The organism is Streptomyces sp. NPDC002588 (assembly GCF_040295925.1).
Lineage (GTDB): Bacteria > Actinomycetota > Actinomycetes > Streptomycetales > Streptomycetaceae > Streptomyces.
On record NZ_JBEOWF010000022.1, the window covers coordinates 90,323 to 107,341 of the forward strand.

Consider the following 17,019-nt stretch of genomic DNA (forward strand, 5'->3'; position numbering starts at 1 on the left):
GGAGGGAGTGACCGTTTGCGGCCGATGGCGGTCAGGAGGCGGAGGTGTCCGGGGCGTGAGCTCCTACGGGCACGTTGCCGACGGCGCGTTTGAAGTCGGGGCGGTCGACGACGGGTTCGTGGGTGCAGACGGCGGCGTGCCGGAGGCTGTCGCGGAGCCGCGTGAGCCGGTCGATCTGTTCGTGCAGGTTGCGGGCCTTGGCGGCCATGCGGGCTCGCAGGTCCGTGTCGGACGGCCGCGCCACGAGGAGCCGACCGGTCTCGGCGACGGAGAATCCGGCGTCGCGTGCAGCAGACGCGGGTCGGCGGCCGTCACGGCGCCCGTCAAATGGCCTGCGTCTGCAGGGGGAGTCGGCGGGGCGGCCGACTGAGGCGGGGCGTTCCCGGCTGTACTCCCCGGTCTGCCCCTGAGCCCTTCCTCGGTTACAGGCCGAGCCAGGCAGTGATGACGTTGGCGAGTACAGCCGCCGTCATGCTGGACACGACCTCGGTGGCCACGCGCAGGACGCGGGACCGGATACTGCTCTTTTCACTGTTCAAGGAATGTTCCCCTCTCAACTGGCCAGTCCCCGGCGGTGCCAGGGGCCGGTGAGCTTGAGAAAGGGCCTGGTGCAGACCCTAGCGTGTCTGCGGGGGCGGCTGGTAGCCGACCATGCAGGTACGCCGGCGCAGGATGGCCGAGGTGCACGTAGACGACGAGGTCGAAGCCGGCGAGTTCGGAAAGCAGGGCCGCGTACGGCTCCGGCACGTCCCTCTCCTCGACGCGCCAAAAGGTGCCGCAGAGGGAGAGCCTGATCGGGAAGCCACCCGCAGGAGTACGAGCCGCCTCCACCTCGTCGGGTGACCGGCACAGACATTGGTGTCTCCGCGGACATGCTTGGAATCATGACACTCGGCTCCACCGGAACGGGCCCGTGGATGGCGGCACGGTCCGGCGAGCCAAGGTCTGCCGTGACGAATGCGCGGTACTTTTCACCCTCTGATCAGCGATAAGGGTTGGCGTAGTCGCCTGAGTACCAGCACGAGTCGCCGCCCGCGTCGTCAACGCACGCGAAGATGCGAATGACGGCGATGGTGCGGCTGTTCGAGAATCGCAGTCCGGACAGGGTGAAGCCGCCGGAGGTGTTGCAGCCCCCGCTCCAGCGCTGTTGGGATCCGTTCGCGATGACCCCGGCTACGTCGTAGAGCCGGATGTAGCCGTAGACGTCGTTGTTGTCGCAGGCCGTGTCATAAACGGTGGCACTGATCCCCGTAATGGCGGTACGGCTCCACGTCCAGGAATAGGAGGCCCTGACTCCAGTTCCGGTTGAACCGCCCGAGGCAGCCTCGGCTGGAAGGGTGAGGCCCACGGAAATGCCCGCCACCAGGGGAAGAACCACGAGGCTGCGCCGTAAGAAGCGATCAATCTTTCTCTTCATTGCATCGGTTCCTTCTCTTTTTGATCAGCCAGAGCCGGGAGAGACGGATTCGGATCCCGGAGATCCCCAGCGCGCTCAGGGTAGCCAGGTAGTTCGGTGGTCACAATGGTCCCGGGAATTACCACCCGCACGCCGACGCGAACAGCGGCGGATTTGCGGACCGTTCGCACCGGCCCGGCGCCGAGGCCAGGATCCGGTGGATCTCGTAGTGCGCGGGCGCTGGTCACTGACTCCGACGAGGATCTCCACGGCTGGTCCGTTGGCCAGGAGCTTGCCCAGGCCCAACTGGCGGGCATGGGCGATGTCCGCGCAGCTCGCGGGTTCGGCCGGGCTGCAGAACAGCAGCCGTCCGTCAGCGCCCGTGACGACCATGGAAGTACTCGAGGGGCAGGGGCAGATGTGCGTGACGGTTTGTCATGCTGCGCGTTGATCGAGTGATCACTCCTCAGCAATGGAAAGGGAGATCACACGATGCTTAGGCGTGTGAGTCGAGTCGTGGTGGCTGTCGGGGTATTCCTTGCGCTGGCTCCTGCCGCACATGCAAGCGCGGCGGACGTGCAGGTGCTTCCTGACTTCTTCTGGAAGAGCGGCGCGGCGGCGTCCGGCCCCGACGTGTGCCCGGCGGGCTACCTGTGTCTGTATTCCGACCCCGACTACAACTACACGGTGAACGAGTGGGGTGGATGGGAGCAGCCGACCGGCGGCAATATGTTCGCCACCCGGGTGGCGGTCGCCAATATGGGTCACGGCATGAATGATCGGGCGTCATCCCTGGTCAACCACACCGGTAGGCCGATGAAGATCTACGAGGACACGGATTTCCGCGGTCATGAGTTCCATGTCGGCGGACTCAACCGCACCCAATTCCGCACACTGCGACCGGCTCCGACCTGGACCGGCGACGTGAACTACGGGCCGGAGCAAGGCTTCGACTGGAACGACAAGATCAGCTCCGTGCGAGCCTGACCTCGCGCAAGATCCTGAGAACCCAGCCGAGAACCCAGCCGAGAACCCAGCCGTGAAGCCTCGGCCCCGGGCCTCGGCCGTTGCCGAGGCCCGGGCGGCCGGTCGCGGCGACCCAGAGCACACACCTCACCAAAGGTGAAAAGGGCAGGCGTCCGGGCCCCTTGCGCTGGTCACAGCCTCGGTAGCGACAGGCCGGGCACCTGCGGTGCGCCGGTCCGCGGCTGGCTGCACAAAACAGCCTGACGGTCGTTTCACCACCCGCCTATGAGTAGGGGCGCAGCTGCCTGGCGCAGCGCGACGCAGGGGTAACCCCGGTGCTGCAGGCGGCTGTTGGAATTGTGTGACGAATACCAAAGAGCATGCCGAGGACACCTGCCCGCTTGTCTACGAGTGCCGTCTGCCACTGTCCACGCGCACCGTCGATCACCTCGCCGATCTGCTAGGGCGCCATCTGAAGGCGATTCGGTTGGCCGACATGGCCGACATGGCCGACGGCAGTGAGGTGTCCGAATCCTCCGTCCGATGCTGGCGCGACGAGCTGACCACACCTGGGCCGCCGCGCCCGGAAGAAGGCCGCCAAGGTGTCTGCACGGAGCGAACGTGGGCGACCTACCCCTGGCTCAGAAACTCCCGCACGTCCGCGGCCACAGCCGTCATTCCTTCACCGGCTTCGATCACGGTCGTCACCGTGCTCTTCCAGCCACCGGGAAAGAAATCGGACTGAAGCGTCCAGCACAGATGCACATGACCACCCGAGCCGAAGGTCGCCGTCAGGACCAAGTGGTTGTTGATCCAGACCCGCTCCCCATCCCAACCACGGAAGTCGCGCGCAAGGCCGTCGAAGAACTCGCTCATGTCATCCCAGACGGTGACGGTCACGTTGTCGAGCCGTGCACGCACACCATCAGCAACGGCCTCCACCGCGAAGGCAGTCTCGTACTCATCCGTACGCGACCAGTCGAACAACCGGACAGAGGCCGCCAGCACCCCCTGCCCCCGCAGGACGAGCTCGACCTGCCCTGGACCCACCTCGATCAGACTCACCCGCCGAAGGCTACGGACGTCAACACGTTGACGACACCGACTTCGCCAACGCGTCCTCGACCGAGGAAATCAGCAGCTCCTGGAGAACCGGGTAGCGCTCTACCGGCGGACCGCCGAGATCAGTCCGCCGGGCTGCTCCTCGCGCTGCTGCGGGGTGCTGATCGGGTGGCCGTAGGCGGCGGCGCGCTCGCGCAGGGTGTGGGTGTCGGCCTCCCAGCCGTGCCCGGCCAGCCAGCCCACCGGGTCGTCGGGCATCTCCGAGACCCACATGGACGCCGCCGATCCCGGCGCGGCGTCCGCGCCGAAGCGCTCGATCACGCCGCGCGAGCCCAATGTCAGTCCCATTCGGCTGCCTGGCGCCGACTGCGTGCTGATCCGGGCCAGCAGCAGTTCCACCGCGTCCTCGGGCAGATAGATCAGGAGTCCTTCAGCGATCCACGCGGTCGGCGCAGTCGGGTCGTGCCCTGCGGCGGCCAGTGCGCCTGGCCAGTCCTCACGCAGATCCACTGGGACGGTGATCCGCTCGCAGCGTGCGACGGCCCGCTCCTGGCGCAGCACCGAAGCCTTGAAGTCCAGTGGTGCGGCGGTGTCGACCTCGAACAGCCGGGTGCTCTCGGGCCAGTCCATCCGGAAGGCCCGGCTGTCCATGCCGGCGCCGAGCAGCACGACCTGCCGGACCCCGGACGCGGAGGCCTGTTGCAGCAGGTCGTCGAGGAACTTCGTCCTGATGACGATGGAGAACGCCACGGCCAGCCGGCGGCGTCGCGCGGCCTCGCCATCGGGCAGCGGCGGCGAGGAGGGCCACAGGCCGCCGGCGGTGGCGAAGGCCTGTGCCAGTGGGTCGCGGAACAGCGCGTTCTCCCGCTCGGTCTCCAGCGCCCGCACCCTGGCCACCCCCACTGCTGTGGCCCACACTCCCGACGGCTGCGCCCGCTCCCGCTCATCAGTCACCGCGCCAGCCTAGATGAACGATTCCAAGGGTCCTGATGAGGGGAGCCGGGTTCATTCGCGGCCAGGCGGTCATGTGCGCAATGACCGCCTACGACCACGGAAGCCACCGCTAGGCGAAGATCAACAGTCACTGCTGCGATTGCTCTCCTAGAGGCTCTAGGTTATACCTAGAGATATTAGGATCGGCTTTGGGGGGGGCATGGTGCGAGCCGGGTTTACGGCGAAGCGGGTGACGATCGCGGGCGCCGGGCCGGCGGACGAAGTGGGGCTCGACCAGGTGGCCGTGTCGCAGCTGGCGCGGCGACTGGGCGTGAACGACGCGAGCCTCTATACATACATCCGCAACCTGGAGAATCGGCCGGGGCGGAGCGCGCTTCTGACGGCGGACGAGAAGATCCTCCGTATCGCGGAGGCGACCGCCGACCGGTCGGGCAACGACGCTCTGGTCGCCGTTGCGAACGCCTGGCTGCAGTACGCCCACAAGCACCCGGCCTGCTACACGGCGACGCAGCCCCCGATCCAGATCGACCCTGAACCGGCCGGCCGCAAAGGCGCCCGGACCGCGGCGCGCGGTCGAGCTGACCTACGGCATGCTGCGCGGCTACGGACTTGCCGAGCCGGTCTCGCCGACGCGTTCCGGCTGCTGCGCAGCACACTCCACGGGTTCGTCACCGTGGAGGCTGCGGGCGGGTTCGCGCACGAGCGTCCCCGCCGCAGCACTCCTGGATTCGAGCCCTCGACGCCCTGCACGCCCTCCTGGAGCACCGCCCCCGTCCCGAGAAGGAGAACCCGCATGACCGGCCCGACCATCGGCAGCCTGCGCGTGAACGGCGCCACCCTGCACTATGAAGTACGCGGTCAGGGCCCACTCCTGCTGCTGGTCCCCGGAGGGGCGGGTGGCGCGGCCTCCTTCGACGGCATCGTCGACGGACTGGCTGTCGAATACACCGTCGCGACCTACGACCCGCGCGGCATGTCCCGGAGCACGCTGGACGACCCCGAGGCCGAGCAGCGAGTGGCCGAGCACGCCGACGACGCGTTCCGGATACTGGAACTGTTGTCGCCTGGTGAGCCCGTCCGGGTGTTCGGCGCCAGTTCGGGCGCGATCGTCGCCATGCACCTGCTCACCGCCCACCCCGAACGCCTCGCACGTGTGGTGGCGCACGAGCCGCCGTTGGTGGAGGTCCTTCCGGACGCCTCCGAACATCGCGCGCTCATCGCGCGTGTGCAAGACACATTCCGCACGCAGGGGCTCATGCCGGCGATGGCCGTGTTCGTTGCGGGGATGAAGAAGGACGGCGAGACCACCGAGCCGGAGGCCGAGATCACGCTGCCGCCGCAAGCAGCGGGGCGGGCCGAGCGAACGATGGCCAACCTGCCGTACTTCGTCGGACGCATCGTGCCCAGCTTCATGTCCTACGCCCCGGACATCCACATGCTGGAGGGGCTGTCGCACCAGCTCGTGCTCGCCTGCGGCGAGGACTCACGCGGCGAACTGCCCTACCGTCCGGCCGCCTTCCTAGCGGAGCGTCTTGGCACGGAACTCCAGCACTTCCCCGGCGGGCACACCGGACTGACCACACACCCCGCCGAGTTCGGAGAACTCCTGCGAAAGGCCCTCCGCGCCTGACTCCCACTCACCCGTGCCTCCAGCCGCGCCCAGTCGATCATGGCCGCTGCCGACCCGGACGCTCTGTCGACGTACCCGCTCAGTCAGCGGTCGCCGCGCAGCGTCAGAACGTGCACACCCTTAAAAGGCGGTTTCAGAAAGGCGGATCGTCGGTAAAGCCTTCAACGTGTGCACGGACGTCAGCGGGGTGTGTGTGCCTGTACTGCTGGAAGGGCGTAATGTCCTCGCCCCAGCTGGCGAGTGTGTTGATCGCTCGCTGCCGGTAAGGCGCGCTGTCGGCGGCGAGAGTCCACACGTCATCACGCAGGCCTTCAGCCTGGTGGGCGAGCTCTGGGGAGGCAAGCAACGGAAGTACAGCAGCCAGGGCGGCATCGCGGATAACTGGCTCGTCGTCTGTGAGGAAGGGCTGAATGGCGTCATAGAGGGTCGGTCGAAGGGAGCGGAACGCCTCAATGTCAGCTTCGTAGCCGTCAGGTGACTCCTCGTTGGCGTCCCAGGCGGTGCTGCCGAGCCAGTTCAGGAGACCGACGCGAAGGAGGAAACGCGGTTCCTCACCGAAGTTGGCGGCGTCCCATGGCCCCTGGTCGGTGACTTTGGTGAGAGTCCGCGGGTGCCCGAGGATCGCCGCCACGAACGACGCCGCCGGCGCCGTGGCGCTGTAGAAGGTGGCCTGATGCGTGACAGCCTGCTGCAGGTTACGGAGAGCAGTGCCCTGCTTGCCCGCGTCGGTGTCGAGAAGTTGTCGCAAGATCACAGGCGTCGCTGGCGCAACGTTCGGGCAGCAGTGCTCCGCCGAGCTCCAGTCCGTCCGCAGCAGCAGCTCTTCCGGATCGACGGAACGATCTTGCTGAGGGTTCATACTCATCGGGCGAGTGTGGCAGCTGGCCAGTGCATCACTGCACTCAGGTCCGGACAGCCTGCTCATGCGACAAATGCTTGGACACTTGGCGCAGGCAGATGACGCAGCACGCAAGTTGCAGAAGTCCCAGATGCAGTCAGTGCGGCGCTCGTAGCGGGTTCGCAGTCGCTTGAACTGAGGTAGCCAGCCGGTTGGGTCGGCCGCGCGGCGAGGTGCCTGCCGAAGCAGGTCCTGTTCCGCGCGGCCTCCCGCCGAACCGGACATGACGGTTTCCCGGTCATCCGGCTCTCCCGTGATCACGGCGTGAATGATCTGGCCGTCTGTGTCTCATGGATGCGGTCATGGCAGGCGTCGCAGGCCACGACGGTCTTGCGGCGCCGATCCAGCATGACTCGTGCCCAGTCGGACGGCGGCCATCCGGCATGCGCGAGGTCGGCGAGGGCACGGATGTGATGCACCTGGACATCGCCCGTGGCTCCACAGATCTCGCAGGTGTCCGCCAGGAGCCGAGTGATCAGCTCCTTGTGCGGATAGTCCACCCAGACCGGCCGTCGATCGGTGATTTTCGCCGATCGCTGCCGCTGGAGGGGTATTCCACCGAACCGGGCCACCAGTGGCTTCCTGTTCTTCCGTTCGATGCGGGCCTCGAAACAGACGCGGGGCCCGTTCGGGGTGTCGATTCTGGTCTTGTGCTTGGCGGCCATCTTCGACGCCGATGAACGGTGCTTGGCCGCAAGGGTTTTCAGCATGGAGGTCTCCATGACCCATTGCAGCCGGTGCAGCCGGAAGACATCTCCGGCGAGCAGGTAGTACTGAATGACGCCCCGGTAGACGGCCCCGAACGTGGCAACGATCGCGTGGTCGCTGCTGTTGATCAGAGCCTTTCGTTTCGCGGGTTTCCCGCGGAACAGGTAAGGGGCGCATTTGGCCTTGATGGCATCCTTCGGGACACGAAGAGCGATCTGACCGTTGACGCGTCGGTAGCGGCCGGTCTTCTTCGTGTCGTTGTGCTGGACGACGATCTCGTATCCGAGGAACCTCGCGGCCCGGGTGCGGGCATGAGTGATCAGTGTTTTGTCCTGGGACAGTTCCAGCTTGATTTCGTCACGCAGGAACTCGGCCAGGCGCTGCTTGATCTGCTCGGCCTCGGACTTCGGTCCGGCAAAACCAAGGAGGTGATCGTCTGCATAGCGGATGTAACGCAGCCGCCGATAGCCCGGATCATTCGGGTCCGCGCTCGGCAGACTGGTCATCCGCTGACGCAGCACACGGGCTTGCGCCCGGTCACCGCGCCAGCGGGCTTTCGCCGGCAGATTCTGCAACTCCAGATAGGCCGGGTTGCGGGTCCGGCGCTCTCCCCGGGTGTACTCCGGAATCAGAACCGTCTCGACGAACTCGTCCAACTTGTGCAGGTAGATGTTGGACAGGATCAGGGAGGCAACGCCGCCCTGCGGTGCTCCGGACAGCGTGGCACCCCACTTCCAGTCCTCCAAGTATCCGGCTGTCAGCATGTTCCGCACCAGCCGCAGAAACCGCTGGTCATGGATCCTCTCACCGAGGATAGACAACAGGACCTGATGGTCCAGACTGCCGAAACAGTCGGCGATGTCGCCCTCGATGAACCAGGCCGAACCGGCCCAGGTGTTGGCCACCTCCCGCAACGCGGTGTGGCAGCCCCGCCGGGGACGGAATCCATGCGAACGGTCGGAGAACGTCGGCTCGTAATACGCCTCAAATAACAGGCGGACCACCTCGCCGACGAGCTTGTCCGACCAGGTCGGCAGCCCCAGCGGGCGCGTCTTCCCCTTCTTCTTCGGGATCTGGACGCGCCGGACCGGACGGAAGCGGTAACGCTCGTGGCGCATCGCCTCGATAATCCGGTCGATCTTCCGCTGTGACATGCCGTCAGCGGTCTCCGATGTAACTCCGGGCGTCATCGCGCCGTGGTTGGCGTAGATGCGACCGTAGGCCAGCAGATACAACTGCGGGTTGAACAGCTGCCGATACAGTTCCTTGCACGGCAGGCGGCGCCTGCCGCGTTCACGCAGGACACCCAGCACCGTTGCGGCGCTCTGCATTTCGCATACCTCCCGAGTCTCGGGTGTCCGAATCACCTGGCCCCCTTCGCCCTGCGAACGGCTTTCCCGTCCTCCCTGGCCGGGCGTTAATCCGGCGACTACTACGGGGCCTCCGTCGCCATAGGACTCGCGTCCCGTAGGCGATCCCACGTTCGTCTCTGTCTGTACGTTCTAGCGCGACGTAGGCGTCCCACTCATCTCCTTGAATGTCCTCGCTGGACATCGCTCCACGCTCCGGAAGTTGCTCCGGCCGCACGATCGAGGCCAGGGCAGAGCGCGGCGCCGGTTACAGATGTCTTTCCGGCGGATGGGAACTTGCATCTTCTGGAGATTGGACTTCAAACAATCCAGTCTTCGCCATATCGCGCGGGCCACCCAGTGCACCGTGCCTGACAACTGGCCCCGGTCACTGGTTTTCTGACATGCTGTTGTCCCCTTCACCTTTCGAATCCAGGTAAGTCATCGGGCCCAGGAACCTCCTTCCGAGTTCCTCCCGGCTCAGCCGGGGATACAAACAGAGCGCCTCGTGGCGCACAAAGTGCGCTTGACCACCCACCGGGCCTTGCAGGCCTGAACCGCGGGCGACGCCGCGCCGGTCGATGAGAGGCTTGATGCCGCGCTTCCACAGCAGGCGGCGGTCCTTGTCATAGTCGTATCCGCGGTCGGCGTACAACCGCTTTGGCCTGTTGCGAGGCTGGTCTCGCAGTTCTCGTATGCGGGGGACCGCATCGAGAAGAGGGATCAGCTGGGTGACGTCGTGCCGGTTCTTGCCGGTCAGCGAGACAACGAGCGGGGTGCCGTGGCGATCGACGAGTACATGGTCTCGGACTGCGGCGGAATCAGCGGAGCTGTGCGCTCCCACAGGGCATTAGAAACGAGATCATCGGACACCTCGCAGACCCTGCCTGCGAAGACCATCAACCATCAGCCGACACACCGATCACGTTTTGAAACCGTCGGTAACCAGTGAGCGGTGTGCATCGTGAAGTCGCAGGTCGCGGCTCTGGTGTGAATGACGAGTGGGGTAGCGCCGGTCGGCGGCCGATGACCTTGGTGTAGGTCATTGGGTGGTCGGGTTCCGGTGGGATGCCTGGTTCGGCTGCGCTCGCGACTTGCCCCCGCCTACGATCCGTCGGCAGGTCGGCACGCCACGAGATCGCGGGAGGACCCGGGATGCAGGAGCGGCAGTGGATCACCGCCCGCCGGAGCGAACTGGACGCTCTCGCCGAGGAGTTGACCAAGCAGCTTCAGGAGGTCCAGGTCGAGCGGGACGAACTGGCGATCGCGGAGCGGGTGTTGAACCGCCTGGCCGAGCAGGTCCAGGCCGACGCCGAGGCTGTCGCTCCGGTGTCGGCGAAGGTGGCCGGGCGGGCAGTCCTGCTCATCCCGCACCGCAGCGACGCGGCCGACGAGGGCGCGCTGCCCGGCGACTACCGCAAGATCCTGGCGATCGTCCGGGAGGCCGACGGCCCGGTGCAGGTCAGGGCGGTCGGCGAGCGGCTGGGTCTGAACGCTTCGGTGCGCGGCAAGCTGGAGCCGCTGCGAGCGAAGATGACTAAGCTCGCCGATCGCGGCTGGCTGCACAAACGCCCCGACGGGAAGTTCACCGCACGCTCGTAGCCACGCCGCCGACGGGTGCCTTGAGGGCCGTAACCGGCGGGTCCCCGGCGGCAGTTGAGTTTGGCGTGAAGAAAAACAACCCTCTCGCCGGGGGCCCTGGCGGCCTTGTTTACAGCGCACGCCTGCCGCTGTCGAGTGCGACCCTGAACCGGCTCGCCAGTCTGGTCCGCGGCCACCTGAAGAAGATCGGCTCGCGGTGGCGGGCCCCGCCCGCGGGGAAGATCGCCGCCATCGTGCTCGCGGTGCTGCGCTGTGACCAGCGGCCGGGCGACCTGGCCGGCGGCAACGGGATACACCGCACCACCGTGACTCGGTGGGTCAGGGAGGTCGTCGGCCTGCTGGCCGCTCGCGCCCCGCGCCCGGACCGCGCCCTGAAGAAGATCACCCGAACGGGTGGCGGGGTGGTCCTGCTGGACGGCTCGCCGATCCGCACCCGGCGGCGCACGGGGACGCAGAACCGGAAGAACTACTCCGGCAAGTACAAACACCATGGCCTGCTCGTGATCGCGCTCACCGACGACAAGGGTCGACTGCTCTGGGTCTCGGCGGCCCGGCCTGGACGTACCTCGGAGATCACCGCCTGCCGTCACGACCGGCTCACCGTCAGGCTGCGGGCGGCCGGCCTCGGAGCCATCGCCGACCTGGGATTCGTCGGGCTCGACGACAGCCGTCCCGATGCCGATCCGGCGGTGATCACCGGCTGCAAGGCCGCCCGGAACCGGCCGCTGACACGCGGGCAGAAGCTGTCCAACAAGGCCCTTGCCGCAGTACGGGCGCCGGTCGAGCACGGCTTCGCCCACCTGAAGAACTGGCGCGTACTCGGCAAGGTACGCACCGACCCGAAGTGGGCGACCGCCCTGGTGAGGGCTCTGCTGGTCCTGACGAACCGCGAAGTCTCCCGGTGACCGACGCCATCCTCTGCGTGAACCGGACCGGGATCCCCTGACGTCACCTCCTGCTCGACTGCCCGCACAACGGCTCACGGCGTGCTAGGTTATAGGTCGACCACTAACGTAGGAGTGAAAATGACAGTCCAGGAAGACGACGCCGCCCGCCGCGCCGCTGCCCAGCACGCCGTGGCCGAGCACCTGCGCCTCACCGCTGCCGGACACACCGAGGAGTGGGTGAAACTGTTCGCCCCGGACGCGGTGCTCGAGTTCCCGTACGCGCCGGCCGGCGTGCCCCAGCGGGTAACGGGGCGAGACGCGCTGCGCGCGCACATGAGCAACTTTCCCGAGACCTTTGACGTGGAGTTCGTCGACCTGGTGTTCCACGAGACGGTCGATCCGGGCCTGGTGATCGCCGAATTCCGCTCGAAGGGCACGGCGCTGCCGACCGGCAAGCCGTACGAGCAGACGTGCATCTCCGTCGTCCGGACCGATGACGACGCGCGCATCACCCACTACCTGGACTACTGGAACCCGCTGGTGGCGATCGAGGCGCTCACGCCCCACGACGTGCCGTCCGACTCCGATCGCAGCGTGGCTTTTGGAGGCTGAGGGGAGCCGTGTTTGACTGACGCCCATGCCTGCCGCCGGTACCAGCACGAAGAGCGACGAACGACGTCGGGCCATCGTGGCCGCCGCGGTCGACTGCTTCGCGCAAAAGGGTTTCTACGGTACGACGACGCACGAGATCGCAGACTGGGTCGGCGTCTCTCAGCCGTATCTCTATCGCCTGTACCCGAACAAGGAAGCACTGTTCGCGGCGGTGGTCGACCACGTGTCCGTCGTGATGACCGACACGCTGGTCGCTCACTCGCCGGCGTCGGGTGGGGCCGGGCCGGCGCCCGAGGCGGCGTTGGACGCGGCGCGCAGCGCCTACGCCGCGCTCGTCGCGGACCGGAACATCCTGCGTTTCCTCATGCACGCGAACTGTGCCGTCGGCGAGCCGCTGGTGGAGCAGGCCGTGCGCCGGTGCTACGCCAAGCAGGTTGACACCGTTCGGCAGCTGCTGGGCGACGACGAGGCCGTGCGGCGCTGGTTCGGCGCCGGAATGCTCGACAACGTGGTCGCCGTGCTGGGTCTGGCCGACATCGATGAGCCGTGGGCGCACGTCCTCACCGCTCGATGATCGGACACTGGCAGTTCGGCGACGACGGCCCTGATTCTTCCTCGTAGGCCAACTCGGCCGATGGGACTCGGCTTCTTCAGCCGCGGGCAAGCTTCGTCCGGGTCGGCCTCCTCCCGGGCGGGCGTCGGGGCGACGGCCGTGGCGGCCTCCGCCACAGCCCGGTCCTGCTCGGCCAGCCGGTTCAGGACCCGGCGATCACGAGCTCCTCCCTCTCGGCCGGGACCACCTGCAGGTGCTTGGCCAACTACGCAGCGAGCGTGTCCAGTTCACTCCGCGAGCCGTGGTCCGCTTCAGCTCCCGCATCCCCACCCTCCGACGCTCTCCCGGCCCAGCCCGGCCCGGGATCGTAAGAGCGGCACAGCGGTCGGCGCAGCACAAACCGAGGACGGCTCCGAACGACATGTCAGACGATCTTCGCCGTGGACACCGGCCGACGACCAGCGCGAGTAGCTCTCCCGACCCTCACACCAGATCCGTGACCAGCAACTTCACGATGCACACCACTCAGTGGGAAGCAGCCGGGATGAACGAAGGTGCGGTATCCGGGACGGTTGCGGTTCGGTGACCGTTCCTTGCCGACGCCTTGCCCAGGGCTTGGCGTGAGGGCCATGGCATGAGCGGGCAGGCGAGAAGGCATGACAGTGAACGATTCTCGCCAAGGCACCGCACTCCTGTATGACCCTCTGCGCAATAAGGGGACCGCGTTCAGCGCGACGGAACGGACAGAGCTCGGCCTCGACGGGCTGCTGCCGCCTGCCGTGGAGACCCTCGACGACCAGGCCGACAGGGCGTATGCGGCGTTCCTCGGCTACGACAAGCCGCTGAACCGGCACATCTACCTGCGCCAGCTCCAGGACACCAACGAGGTGCTGTTCCATCGGCTGGTCACCCGCCACCTGGAGGAGATGCTGCCGGTCGTCTACACCCCGACGGTCGGTGAGGCGTGCCGCCGCTTCAGCGAGATCTATCGCCGCCCACGCGGGCTGTTCCTGTCGTACGACGACCGGCACCGTTTCCGGGAAATCCTGCGCAACCGCCCGCACGACGACGTGGACGTCATCGTCGTCACCGACGGCCAGCGCATCCTGGGCCTGGGCGACCAAGGGGTCGGTGGCATGGGCATTCCGATCGGCAAGCTCAGCCTCTACACGGCGATCGGCGGCATTCATCCCGCTCGTACGCTGCCGATCCTCCTGGACGCCGGGACGGACAACGAGGACCTGCTGGACGACCCGCACTACCTGGGCCGCCGCGAGCGCCGGGTGACCGGGGCCGAGTACGACGAGCTGGTGGAAGCGCTGGTGGCGGCCGTGGAGGCTGAGCTGCCGGAAACACTGCTGCAGTGGGAGGACTTCGCGACGGCGCACGCCCGGCGGATCCTCACCCGCTACCGGGACCGGCTGCTGACCTTCAACGACGACATCCAGGGCACCGCCGCCGTCGCGCTCGGTGCACTGACCACGGCGACGCGGGTGGCGGGGACCCGGCTCGCCGGCCAGCGGATCGTGATCCTCGGCGCGGGCTCTGCCGCGATCGGTGTCGCCGACATGATCCGTGCCGCTCTGGTCGACGACGGCGTGCCGGAGGAGGAGGCCGTCTCCCGGTTCTGGTTCGTGGACGTCGACGGGCTGCTGACCGGCACCCGTGACGGGCTGACCGACGAGCAGCGGGTCTACGCCCGCAACGACGAACAGCAGTCGTACAGCCTGGCCGAGGTGGTGGACCGGGTCGAGCCGACCGTGCTGATCGGACTGTCCACTGCGCATGGCGCCTTCACGGAGGAGATCGTGCGGCGGATGGCGTCCTCCTGCGACCGCCCGGTGATCTTCCCGCTGTCCAACCCGACCTCCCACGCCGAGGCCGACCCCGCCGACCTGGTGCGCTGGACGGACGGCAGGGTGTTGGTCGCCGCCGGCTCCCCGTTCCCGCCCGTGACGGTCGACGGCCGCGAGGTGCCGGTCGCGCAGGCGAACAACGTGTACGTGTTCCCGGCCATCGGCCTGGCGGTCACCGCATGCCGGGCCACCCGGGTCACGGACCGGATGATGGTGGCAGCCGCCCGCGCGGTCGGTGAGTGCGCCGCCCGGTTCGCCCCGGAAGACAGCGGCGCCCCCGCGCCGCTGCTGCCACCCCTGCGGCACATGCGGGACGCGGCCCGGGAGATCGCGGTGGCCGCAGCGACGGCGGCGGTGGAAGACGGCGTCGCCCCGAAGGCCACGCAGGAGGAACTGCGCACGGCTGTCGAGGCGGCCCAATGGAGCCCCAGGTACGCGCAGTGACGGCCAGAGCCTCGCGCGCCCGGCGCGCCGACTCGCGCTGCTCGCCTGGCAGACGAAGAGCCCGGTCCGGCACGAGGGCCCGTGTCGCCCGTACCGCGGTCCGGACCGCACGGGCCGCCCGCGGGACTCGGGCTGCCGGATCCTGTCTTCAGTACACGATCGAGCTGTACGCGGCCGATGTCTGTGGCGTCGGCACACCCGCGAAGCGCCGACAGGCGCCCCGGCCTCCGACCGACCACCAGCACGGCCGCCTGCCACCCCCGCTCACAGAGGACGGGTGAGACCACAAGGCATGACCCGTACCGTACGTGGCACCCGTGGTGAGTATGAGCACCACTGAAGTACGCCGGGGCGAGCCGGTCACCACCGTTCTCACCTGGGAGGTGCGCCCAGGCCGGGAGCAGGAGTTCGAGGACTGGACGCACGGGATCGCCCGTTGCGCCAGGCGGTTCCCGGGCAACGAAGGCGTCTCGTGGCTGCGCCCCGAGGAGGGCCACCGCTACCACGCGGTGCTGCGCTGGTCCGATCCGCACCGGCTCGCCGCGTGGCTGGAGTCGGAGGAGCGGGAGTCCTGGCACGCGCGGATCGAGGGCGTCGCCACGGAGATCGGCAGCGAGCGGCAGTCGACGTCCGGGATGGAGACCTGGTTCAACTTGCCCGGCACCACCGTGCAGGCCCCGCCCCGCTGGAAGATGGTGCTCACCACGTTCCTCGGCGCCTATCCGTTCACGCTGCTGATCCAGTGGCTGGTGACGCCCCGCACGGGTACCTGGCCACTACCCCTACGGGCCGCCGTGTTCCCCATAGTCCTGCTGCCGACGCTGACGTATGTGGTGATGCCGAGCCTGAGCCGTCTGCTGCGGCGCTGGCTGTACCCTCCGCCGGACAGATGATCAGGTGCTCCCGGACGATCCCGGCGCGCACCACGAACAGGATGCCCTGGAACACCAGTTGGTTCGGATGCCGCGATGCGTCCCGGCGCTGCGCGGGCTGAGCCCGGTGAACGGGACTGTCCAGAAGGCTTCTGACGCCGTGATCACAGCTGCCGTGATCGGGATCATCCCACCCCGAGACCGCTGACAGGACGCCCTCGATGCACGGTGTGCGCTTCCCTCTGCGGTTGGGAAATCCCTTTGTCGGAATTCCCAGTGAAGCTCGACACTGAGGTCATGCTTGGATTCGTCAGGACCGACAATGAGGCCCTCGTCTCCTGTTTGGGCGATCCGCAGCGTGCGGTTGCGGCCTACCACGAACTGCTGCGGCGTGGCGAGGGCGCACTGAGCGCCATCCGCGCCGGCTTGCATCACGACGATCCGTCAGTCCGAGAGGGCTGCTGTCGCCTCCTCGATCACCTGGTCGACACGGATTCCATGGACGAGCTCATCGCCATGACCGACGACCCCGACGCGCGGGTGAGGATCTCTGCCTTTCACGCCCTGGCGTGCGACCGGTGCAAGGGCGACACCTGTGCACCGGGCCCGGACCGGGTTCTCCAACCCGCGCTGCGGCACCTGGCCTCCGACCCCGACCCGCAAGTCCGGAGCAGGGCCGCTGAACTCGTCGGGAAGTTCGTGCACACAGATGCCCGCGCCATCGCTGCCCTAAAGGCATCCCACGCCCATGACCCGAGCGCGGCGGTCCGCAAGAAGGCGGGCTGGTACACGCCCAGCGGGACCATCTACAAGCGGACCGTTCCACGTGGTTCTCAGGCAACGGGACATTTTCAGTGATCCTCAGTAGGTAGGGGAGTAGCTCCAGGAGCTGGAAAAGTGCTCATCGACCCCGCCGCGCACCACCCTCGGCTGGCGGCTGGCGGCTGGCGGCTGGCGGCTGGCGGCTGGCGGCTGGCGGCCCAACGGTCCTCAGCCGACCGACTCGGCGGCCGCCGACTCCCGGAAGTCGACGACAGCTTCGCTGTTGGTTCGCGCCCACTGGGTCAGCATCACGATCGGCTTTTGGACCGTCCGGCCGAGCGCGGTCCCGGCTGTACTCGACCGGCGAAGGCGAGATGATCTCGATCGCCGGCCGTGCGGGGCAGTCGGCGAGGAGCACCTTGCCGCTTTCAGGCCCCCGCCCCTGCCGTGCTCGCAATGCCGGCTGCG

General features: G+C 67.5%; 15 protein-coding genes and 2 pseudogenes. 10 read left to right on the forward strand and 7 right to left on the reverse strand.

Annotated elements, in window-relative coordinates:
* Positions 1-31 precede the first annotated feature (31 nt).
* Both ABT057_RS25145 and ABT057_RS25155 read right to left on the reverse strand, forming a co-directional pair.
* On the reverse strand, positions 32-463 hold the full coding sequence (locus ABT057_RS25145) for a MerR family DNA-binding protein (RefSeq protein ID WP_352345898.1): 432 nt from the start codon (positions 461-463) through the stop codon (positions 32-34).
* Between the two features lie 519 nt (positions 464-982).
* Positions 983-1,417 (reverse strand): hypothetical protein, encoded by a 435-nt coding sequence (locus ABT057_RS25155; RefSeq protein ID WP_352345829.1) that lies wholly within the window; start codon positions 1,415-1,417, stop codon positions 983-985.
* A gap of 483 nt (positions 1,418-1,900) precedes the next feature.
* Here ABT057_RS25155 and ABT057_RS25160 point away from each other — a divergent pair, with 483 nt between their 5' ends.
* Positions 1,901-2,383: a peptidase inhibitor family I36 protein gene (locus ABT057_RS25160; protein WP_352345830.1), complete on the forward strand. Its 483-nt coding sequence runs from the start codon at positions 1,901-1,903 to the stop codon at positions 2,381-2,383.
* Positions 2,384-2,992: 609 nt separating this feature from the next.
* On the opposite strand, the gene ABT057_RS25165 is transcribed toward ABT057_RS25160, so the two are convergent.
* Both ABT057_RS25165 and ABT057_RS25170 read right to left on the reverse strand, forming a co-directional pair.
* Positions 2,993-3,427, reverse strand: coding sequence for a DUF6228 family protein (locus tag ABT057_RS25165; protein ID WP_352345831.1), 435 nt, complete (start codon positions 3,425-3,427; stop codon positions 2,993-2,995).
* A 99-nt stretch (positions 3,428-3,526) separates the two neighbouring features.
* The gene (locus ABT057_RS25170) at positions 3,527-4,378 is read right to left on the reverse strand and encodes a class I SAM-dependent methyltransferase (protein WP_352345832.1); all 852 of its coding nucleotides are present in this window, start codon (positions 4,376-4,378) and stop codon (positions 3,527-3,529) included.
* 199 nt (positions 4,379-4,577) lie between these two features.
* Between ABT057_RS25170 and ABT057_RS25175 the strand changes: the two are divergent.
* Both ABT057_RS25175 and ABT057_RS25180 read left to right on the forward strand, forming a co-directional pair.
* Positions 4,578-5,027 (forward strand): annotated as a pseudogene (locus ABT057_RS25175) (TetR/AcrR family transcriptional regulator); the annotation flags it as partial.
* A 144-nt stretch (positions 5,028-5,171) separates the two neighbouring features.
* A complete protein-coding gene (locus ABT057_RS25180) occupies positions 5,172-6,008 on the forward strand; it encodes an alpha/beta fold hydrolase (RefSeq protein WP_352345899.1) in 837 nt (278 codons plus the stop codon).
* 133 nt (positions 6,009-6,141) lie between these two features.
* Here ABT057_RS25180 and ABT057_RS25185 read toward each other — a convergent pair whose 3' ends face one another.
* From ABT057_RS25185 to ABT057_RS25195, 3 genes and pseudogenes are all read right to left on the reverse strand, one after another.
* Positions 6,142-6,873 carry a hypothetical protein gene (locus ABT057_RS25185; RefSeq protein ID WP_352345833.1) on the reverse strand — a complete coding sequence of 244 codons (732 nt, stop codon included), beginning with the start codon at positions 6,871-6,873 and terminating at the stop codon, positions 6,142-6,144.
* A gap of 290 nt (positions 6,874-7,163) precedes the next feature.
* Positions 7,164-8,945, reverse strand: coding sequence for a reverse transcriptase/maturase family protein (locus ABT057_RS25190; RefSeq protein WP_352345834.1), 1,782 nt, complete (start codon positions 8,943-8,945; stop codon positions 7,164-7,166).
* Between the two features lie 537 nt (positions 8,946-9,482).
* A pseudogene (locus ABT057_RS25195) lies at positions 9,483-9,747 on the reverse strand (transposase); the annotation flags it as partial.
* A 371-nt stretch (positions 9,748-10,118) separates the two neighbouring features.
* Between ABT057_RS25195 and ABT057_RS25200 the strand changes: the two are divergent.
* The 7 genes from ABT057_RS25200 to ABT057_RS25230 all read left to right on the forward strand — a co-directional run bounded on the left by ABT057_RS25200 (position 10,119) and on the right by ABT057_RS25230 (position 16,647).
* Positions 10,119-10,565 carry a hypothetical protein gene (locus ABT057_RS25200; protein ID WP_352345835.1) on the forward strand — a complete coding sequence of 149 codons (447 nt, stop codon included), beginning with the start codon at positions 10,119-10,121 and terminating at the stop codon, positions 10,563-10,565.
* Positions 10,566-10,630: 65 nt separating this feature from the next.
* On the forward strand, positions 10,631-11,470 hold the full coding sequence (locus ABT057_RS25205; protein WP_352345836.1) for a transposase family protein: 840 nt from the start codon (positions 10,631-10,633) through the stop codon (positions 11,468-11,470).
* Positions 11,471-11,590: 120 nt separating this feature from the next.
* Positions 11,591-12,064, forward strand: coding sequence for a nuclear transport factor 2 family protein (locus ABT057_RS25210; protein WP_352345837.1), 474 nt, complete (start codon positions 11,591-11,593; stop codon positions 12,062-12,064).
* A 25-nt stretch (positions 12,065-12,089) separates the two neighbouring features.
* Positions 12,090-12,638, forward strand: coding sequence for a TetR/AcrR family transcriptional regulator (locus ABT057_RS25215; protein WP_352345838.1), 549 nt, complete (start codon positions 12,090-12,092; stop codon positions 12,636-12,638).
* Positions 12,639-13,273: 635 nt separating this feature from the next.
* Complete coding sequence (locus ABT057_RS25220) at positions 13,274-14,917, forward strand: NAD-dependent malic enzyme (protein WP_352345839.1); 1,644 nt, start codon at positions 13,274-13,276, stop codon at positions 14,915-14,917.
* Between the two features lie 326 nt (positions 14,918-15,243).
* Positions 15,244-15,810, forward strand: coding sequence for an antibiotic biosynthesis monooxygenase (locus tag ABT057_RS25225; RefSeq protein ID WP_352345840.1), 567 nt, complete (start codon positions 15,244-15,246; stop codon positions 15,808-15,810).
* 255 nt (positions 15,811-16,065) lie between these two features.
* Entirely contained in the window at positions 16,066-16,647 is a 582-nt protein-coding gene (locus tag ABT057_RS25230) for a HEAT repeat domain-containing protein (RefSeq protein WP_352345841.1), read from the forward strand.
* Positions 16,648-17,019: the final 372 nt, after the last annotated feature.